5 protein-coding genes are annotated in these 6,286 nt (G+C 75.1%); 2 read left to right on the forward strand and 3 right to left on the reverse strand.

Annotation, left to right across the window (positions count from 1 at the left end; all coding sequences use genetic code 11):
• Positions 1-116: 116 nt before the first annotated feature.
• Positions 117-446, reverse strand: coding sequence for an MGMT family protein (locus ACFVXN_RS08880; protein WP_389230444.1), 330 nt, complete (start codon positions 444-446; stop codon positions 117-119).
• A gap of 8 nt (positions 447-454) precedes the next feature.
• On the reverse strand, positions 455-1,621 hold the full coding sequence (locus tag ACFVXN_RS08885; protein ID WP_389230447.1) for a PP2C family protein-serine/threonine phosphatase: 1,167 nt from the start codon (positions 1,619-1,621) through the stop codon (positions 455-457).
• A 50-nt stretch (positions 1,622-1,671) separates the two neighbouring features.
• On the opposite strand from ACFVXN_RS08885, the gene ACFVXN_RS08890 reads away from it, so the two are divergent.
• Positions 1,672-2,943: a GNAT family N-acetyltransferase gene (locus ACFVXN_RS08890; RefSeq protein ID WP_389230450.1), complete on the forward strand. Its 1,272-nt coding sequence runs from the start codon at positions 1,672-1,674 to the stop codon at positions 2,941-2,943.
• A 26-nt stretch (positions 2,944-2,969) separates the two neighbouring features.
• Here ACFVXN_RS08890 and ACFVXN_RS08895 read toward each other — a convergent pair whose 3' ends face one another.
• Complete coding sequence (locus tag ACFVXN_RS08895) at positions 2,970-3,422, reverse strand: ribose-5-phosphate isomerase (protein WP_389230453.1); 453 nt, start codon at positions 3,420-3,422, stop codon at positions 2,970-2,972.
• A 106-nt stretch (positions 3,423-3,528) separates the two neighbouring features.
• Between ACFVXN_RS08895 and ACFVXN_RS08900 the strand changes: the two genes are divergently transcribed.
• Positions 3,529-5,520 (forward strand): M13 family metallopeptidase, encoded by a 1,992-nt coding sequence (locus tag ACFVXN_RS08900; protein WP_389230455.1) that lies wholly within the window; start codon positions 3,529-3,531, stop codon positions 5,518-5,520.
• Positions 5,521-6,286: the final 766 nt, after the last annotated feature.

Here is a 6,286-nt window from a genome sequence, read left to right on the forward strand (position 1 = left end):
CCCGCCGAGACAGGACCCACCGACGCCCTGTCTCGGCGCGGAGGTCCTGTCTCGGCGGGGGCGGCACCGGTATCAGCGCACCGCCGTGGCACCCCGCGACGTCGGCCGAGCGACGCTCAGTCGTCCGGGAACCAGATCGCCCGCCGCAGCGCCACCCGCGTCCCGTCCGCGCTCAGCGGCGTGCCCTCGGCCCGCAGCTGCTCCAGCGCGGCGCGGACGTGGTGGGGCGGCGGCGCGCCGGACGCGTTCACCACCCGCCACCACGGCACCCCCGACCCGCCGCGCGCCATGATCTGCCCGACCTGCCGGGCCCCGCCGCGCGCGGGCAGCCCCTGCGCCACGAACCGGTCCGCGACGACCTCGGCGATCGTCCCGTACGTCATCGCCCGCCCCGGCGGGATCGCGTCGACGAGGTCGAGCACCGCCTCCAGGTACGTCTCGTCCACGGCGCCGCTCAGTCCTTCCGCACCAGCACGAGCGCGCGGTCGTCGCCCTCGCTCGCGCCGATGCGCGCGATCACGTCGTCCGCGCCGCCGCGGTGGGTCGCCAGCACGGCTTCGACGGCGCCGCGCAGCCGGTCGATGCCGAGGTCCAGGTCCCGCCCCGGCGTCTCGACCAGGCCGTCGGTGTACAGGATCAGCACGTCACCCGGCTCGATCCGGCCGCGCGCGGTCCCGAACGTCGCGCCCGGCAGCACGCCGAGCGCCAGGCTCGGCGGCACGGACAGCAGCTCCACCTGCCCCGACCCGCCGTGCAGGTGCACCGGCGGCAGGTGCCCGGCGGACGCGACCGTGTACGCGCCGGTCGCGAGCTCGACGGTGACGTGCACCGCCGTCGCGAACCCCTCGTCCCAGTCCTGGCGCAGCAGGTACGCGTTCGCGGCGGGCAGGAAGTCCGCGCTGTCCAGCTCCCCGAGCAGGCCCGCGAGCGCACCGGACAGCTGGAGCGACCGCACGCCCGCGTCCTGGCCCTTGCCGGACACGTCGACGAGCGCGACCTCGAGCAGCGCGCCCTCCTGCCGGGTCGCCGTCAGCACGAAGTCGCCGGAGAACGCCTCGCGGTGCGCCGCGTGCAGCGCCGTCTGCACGTGCCAGCCGCCTGGCAGCGTCGGCACGGTGGCGTGCGCGGCGAACCGGTCCCGCAGGTCGACGATCATCAGGTCGCCCGGCGCGCCCTGCAGGCCGAGCCGGTCCCGGTAGGCCGCGAACGCGAGCACCGCCGCGATCGTGACGCCGTGCAGCAGGTAGGTGCCGGGCGTGAACTCCCCCCACCCGGTCAGGGCGATGACGAGCACCTGAGCGACGACGGCCGCGCACAGCACGACCATCCCCCGCACCCGCAGCAGGAACACGCCCAGGATCTCGATCAGCAGGTACGTCGACGGCGGTACCCACGGGCGGATCGTCACCACGCCGACCGACGCGACCAGGGTGAGCGCCACGAGCAGCGCGGTCAGCGCCGGCTGCGAGCCCGCGTGCCACCGGTGCAGGCGGGCCCGGACCCGGTCGAGGGCGCGCGCGGACCGCCCGCGCCCGGTGCGCGCCGCCGTCACCTGAGCTCCCCCACCGGCCGAGCGTACCCAGCCGCCGACGGCACCCGACATCCCCCGGACGTGCACCACCAGGGAAATCGACGTGCCGGTCCGCCGCCGCGGGAGCCAGGATGGGGCGCATGCACACCGCCCCCGCCGGGTACCGGCTCACCGAGATCACCGAGGACCGCGTCGAGGAGTACCGCAGCATCGACGCCCTCGCGTTCGCCGAGGGTGCGCGGGACACCGCGCTCGACGCCGCCGTGCCGTTCGCCGTCCCGCTCGACCGCGCCGTCGGGGTCGAGACCGACGCGGGCGAGCTCGTCGCCGTGCACGGCTCCTACGCGTTCCGGTTGCCCACCCCCGGCGGCGAGGTCCCGTGCGCGGGCCTGACCTGGGTCGGCGTGCGCCCCGACCACCGCCGCCGCGGGCTGCTGTCGACGATGATGCGCGCGCACCTGGACCGCTCGCTGGGCCGCGGGGAGCCGGTGTCCGCGCTGTTCGCCGCCGAGCCGGGGATCTACGGCCGGTACGGCTACGGCTCCGCGGCGGACCACGTCCGGCTGACCCTGCCCCGCGGCGCCGCGCTGCGCGACGTCCCGGGCTCCGCGGAGCTGCGGGTCCGGTTCGAGAGCCTCGACCCGCAGGCGCACCGCGACCTCGTCGACGGTCTGCACGCCGCCGCGGGCGCCGGGCGTCCCGGCTGGGTGCTGCGCGGCTCGGACGCCCTGCGGACGATCGCCGTCGCCGACCCGCCCGCGTGGCGCGCCGGCGGGGAGCCGGCCCGCCTGGTGACCGTCCGCGACGCCGCCGACGACGTCCGCGGCTACGCCCTGCTGCGGCGCGTGCAGACCTGGGCGGACGGCGGCGCGGAGTACCCGGTGCGGGTCCGCGCGGCCGCGGCGGTCGACGCCGCCGCGACCCACCGGCTCTGGTCGTTCCTGCTCGACCTGGACCTGACCAGCACCGTGAGCACCGGGATGCTCGCCGTCGACGACCCGCTGCTCGCGCTGCTCGTGGACACCCGCCGACCGGTCCCGAAGCTCAGCGACAACCTCTGGGTCCGGCTGCTCGACGTCCCCGCCGCGCTCACCGGCCGGCGGTACGCGGCCCCGCTCGACGTCGTCCTGCACGTGCGCGACGCGCTGCTGCCCGGGAACGACGGCGCCTGGCGCGTGGTGACCGGGGAGGCCGGCACCGACGGCACGTACGGCGCGCACGTCGAGCGGGCGCAGGCGCCCGCCGACCTGGAGCTGGACGTGCGCGAGCTCGGCGCCGCCTACCTCGGGGGGCGGTCGCTCGCGGCGCTGGCCGCGGTCGGTCAGGTCACGGCGCACCGGCCCGACGCCCTGCACCGGACCGCGACCGCGTTCGGCTGGCCGATCGCGCCGCTCTGCCCCTGGGTGTTCTGAGCCTCGCTGGGACGGGGTCCCGCGCGTCAGGCGCGCGCGGCCTCGTACGCGGCGAGCTGGTCGATGCGGCGCTGGTGGCGCGGGTCCTGGCTGAACGGCTCCGCCACGAACGCGTCGACCAGCTCGATCGCCGCGTCCACCGAGTGCTGCCGGGCGCCGATCGCCACGACGTTCGCGTCGTTGTGCTGACGGCCGAGGCGCGCGGTGTCCTCGTTCCAGGCCAGCGCGGCGCGCACGCCGGTGACCTTGTTGGCGGCGATCTGCTCGCCGTTGCCCGACCCGCCGATCACCACGCCGAGGCTCCCCGGGTCCGCGACGACGGCCTCGCCCGCGGCGAAGCACACCGCCGGGTAGTCGTCCTGCGGGTCGTACTCAGCGGCCCCGTGGTCGACGACGTCGTGACCTGCGGCGCGCAGGTGCTCGACGATCGCGACCTTCAGCTCGAACCCGGCGTGGTCAGCGGCGACATGGATACGCATAGGGACATCCTGCCGCACGCCCGGGCGTTCGCCCTCCCGGAGTCCTAGGCTGGCCGGTGGTGCGTGCCCGCGCCCCGACCCCGGCAGAACGGAACACCCGGCGACCATGACCCGCAGCGGCATCGACTCCTCCGCCCTCGACCCCGCCGTCCGCCCGCAGGACGACCTGTACGCGCACGTCAACGGCCGCTGGGCGGCGGAGCACGTCATCCCCGCCGACCGCGCGATGGACGGCTCCTTCCGGGCCCTGCACGACCAGGCCGAGGAGCAGGTCCGGGACATCATCACCGAGGCAGCGGAGCAGGCGGCCGGCGGCGGCGTCCAGGCGCAGATCGGCGCCCTGTACGCCAGCTTCATGGACACCGACGCCGTCGAGGCCGCCGGCACCGACCCGCTGCGCCCCGACCTCGACGCCATCGCCGGCGCCACCACCCGCGAGGAGCTGACCGACGTCCTGGGCGCCCTGCAGCGCACCGGCGCGGCCGGCGCCGCGGGCTTCTGGGTCGACAACGACGCCAAGGACCCCGAGCGGTACGTCGTCTACCTCTACCAGTCCGGGCTCGGCCTGCCCGACGAGTCCTACTACCGCGACGAGCAGTACGCCCCGATCCTCGCCGCCTACCGCCCGCACGTCGCGCGCATGCTGCGGCTCGGCGGCTGGGCGGCGGACGACGCCGCCGCGGACGAGGGCGCCGGACGGGTGCTGGCCCTCGAGTCCGAGCTCGCCGCCGGGCACTGGGACGTCGTGAAGGACCGCGACGCCGACCTCACCTACAACCCCACCACGCTCGCCGCGCTGGCGTCCGACGCCCCCGGCTTCGACTGGGCGGCGTGGGCGCGCGCGCTCGGCGCGCCGGCGGGCTCGCTCGACGAGCTCGTGGTCCGGGAGCCGTCGTTCGCCACCGCGTTCGCCGCCCTGTGGGCCGCGCAGGACGTCGACAGCTGGAAGGCCTGGCTGGCGTACCACGCGATCAGCGCGCGGGCCCCGTACCTGTCCTCGGAGCTCGTCGAGGCGAACTTCGACTTCCACGGCCGGACGCTCACCGGTGCCCAGGAGCTGCGTGACCGCTGGAAGCGCGGCGTCTCCCTCGTCCAGGGCGTCCTCGGCGAGGCCGTCGGCGAGGTCTACGTCGCCCGCCACTTCCCGCCGGCGCACAAGGAGCGGATGGAGCAGCTCGTCGGGCACCTCGTCGAGGCGTACCGCGAGTCGATCACCGCCCTGGACTGGATGGGCGCGGAGACCCGGGAGAAGGCGCTCGCGAAGCTCGACGCGTTCACCCCGAAGATCGGCTACCCGGTGAAGTGGCGCGACTACTCCGCGCTGGAGCTGAGCGCCGACGACCTGCTCGGCAACGTCCGCCGCGCGTCGGCGTTCGAGCAGGACCACGAGCTGAACAAGATCGGCAAGCCGATCGACCGCGACGAGTGGTTCATGACCCCGCAGACCGTCAACGCCTACTACAACCCGGGCATGAACGAGATCGTCTTCCCCGCGGCGATCCTCCAGCCGCCGTTCTTCGACGCGGACGCCGACGACGCCGTGAACTACGGCGGCATCGGTGCGGTCATCGGCCACGAGATCGGCCACGGCTTCGACGACCAAGGCTCGAAGTACGACGGCCAGGGACGCCTCGAGGACTGGTGGACCGAGTCCGACCGCGCCGAGTTCGAGAAGCGGACGTCCGCGCTCATCGAGCAGTACAACGCGTTCTCCCCCGCGCAGCTGAACGGCTCGCACCACGTCAACGGGGCGCTCACCATCGGCGAGAACATCGGCGACCTCGGCGGCCTGTCGATCGCGCTCAAGGCCTACCGGATCGCGCTGAGCGCCGACGGCACCCGCCGCGAGCTCGACGACGCACCGGTGGTCGACGGGATGACCGGCGTGCAGCGCGTCCTGCTCGGCTGGGCGCAGGTGTGGCGCGCGAAGGGCCGCGACGAGGAGGTCATCCGCCGGCTCGCCGTCGACCCGCACTCCCCCGACGAGGTCCGCTGCAACGCGGTCGTCCGCAACGTCGACGAGTTCTACGCCGCGTTCGACGTCCAGCCCGGCGACGGCCTGTACCTGGCCCCGGAGGAGCGCGTCCGCATCTGGTGACGGTCTGATCCAGAAGGGCCCGGGACGCAACAGCGTCCCGGGCCCTCGCTGCGCACCCGTTGCGGGCCCCCGCCGCCGCCCCGCACTGGCGAGTGGTCACGACACGCGGGTGCGCGGCGTCGCGCGCCAGCGTGTCGCGACGTCTCGCCCGTGCTCGAAGACCCTGGGGCGCCGAGATGGCATCCTGCGCGTCTGCCCGGGCGTTGGCGCGCAGGCGAGCTCTGCCATCTCGGCGAGGGCGGGCGTGCGTGGGGCGGAAGCGGCACCGCGCAGGCTCTGCCGACGCCGTGCGCGCGCCGGTGATCGCGTGGCGAGTGGTCGCGACACGCGAGTGCGCGGCGTCGCGGGCCGGCGCGTCGTGACCTCTCGCCGGGGCCCGACGACCCTGGGGCGCCGAGATGGCATCCTGCGCGTCTGCCCGGGTGTCGGCGCGCAGGCGAGCCCTGCCATCTCGGCGAGGACTGACAACCGGGTGTGCCGGTGAGGCGAACGCATGGGTGCGTGAGCGCGGCAGGTCTCGTCCGACCCTGGACGTGCGCAACCCCGCGGCCGTGTGATCGCGTGGCGAGTGGTCACGACACGCGGGTGCACGGCGTCGCGGGCCGGCGTGTCGTGACCACTCGTCGGTGTCTCGGCGGTCGTGCAGGGCCCGTGCGCGGGCTATATGGGTGGGGAAACACGAAGAGCCACCCCTTGCGGGGTGGCTCTTCGCGAAATGGTGTCCGGCGGCGTCCTACTCTCCCACACCCTGGCGAGTGCAGTACCA

It is taken from the genome of Cellulomonas sp. NPDC058312, from assembly GCF_042880135.1.
GTDB lineage: Bacteria > Actinomycetota > Actinomycetes > Actinomycetales > Cellulomonadaceae > Cellulomonas.

Bases quoted from the DNA above. Each gene is read 5' to 3' on its own strand.
- ACFVXN_RS08890 (WP_389230450.1), top strand. From the start codon at position 1,672: ATGCACACCGCCCCCGCCGGGTACCGGCTCACCGAGATCACCGAGGAC.
- ACFVXN_RS08900 (WP_389230455.1), top strand. From the start codon at position 3,529: ATGACCCGCAGCGGCATCGACTCCTCCGCCCTCGACCCCGCCGTCCGC.
- ACFVXN_RS08895 (WP_389230453.1), bottom strand. From the start codon at position 3,422: ATGCGTATCCATGTCGCCGCTGACCACGCCGGGTTCGAGCTGAAGGTC.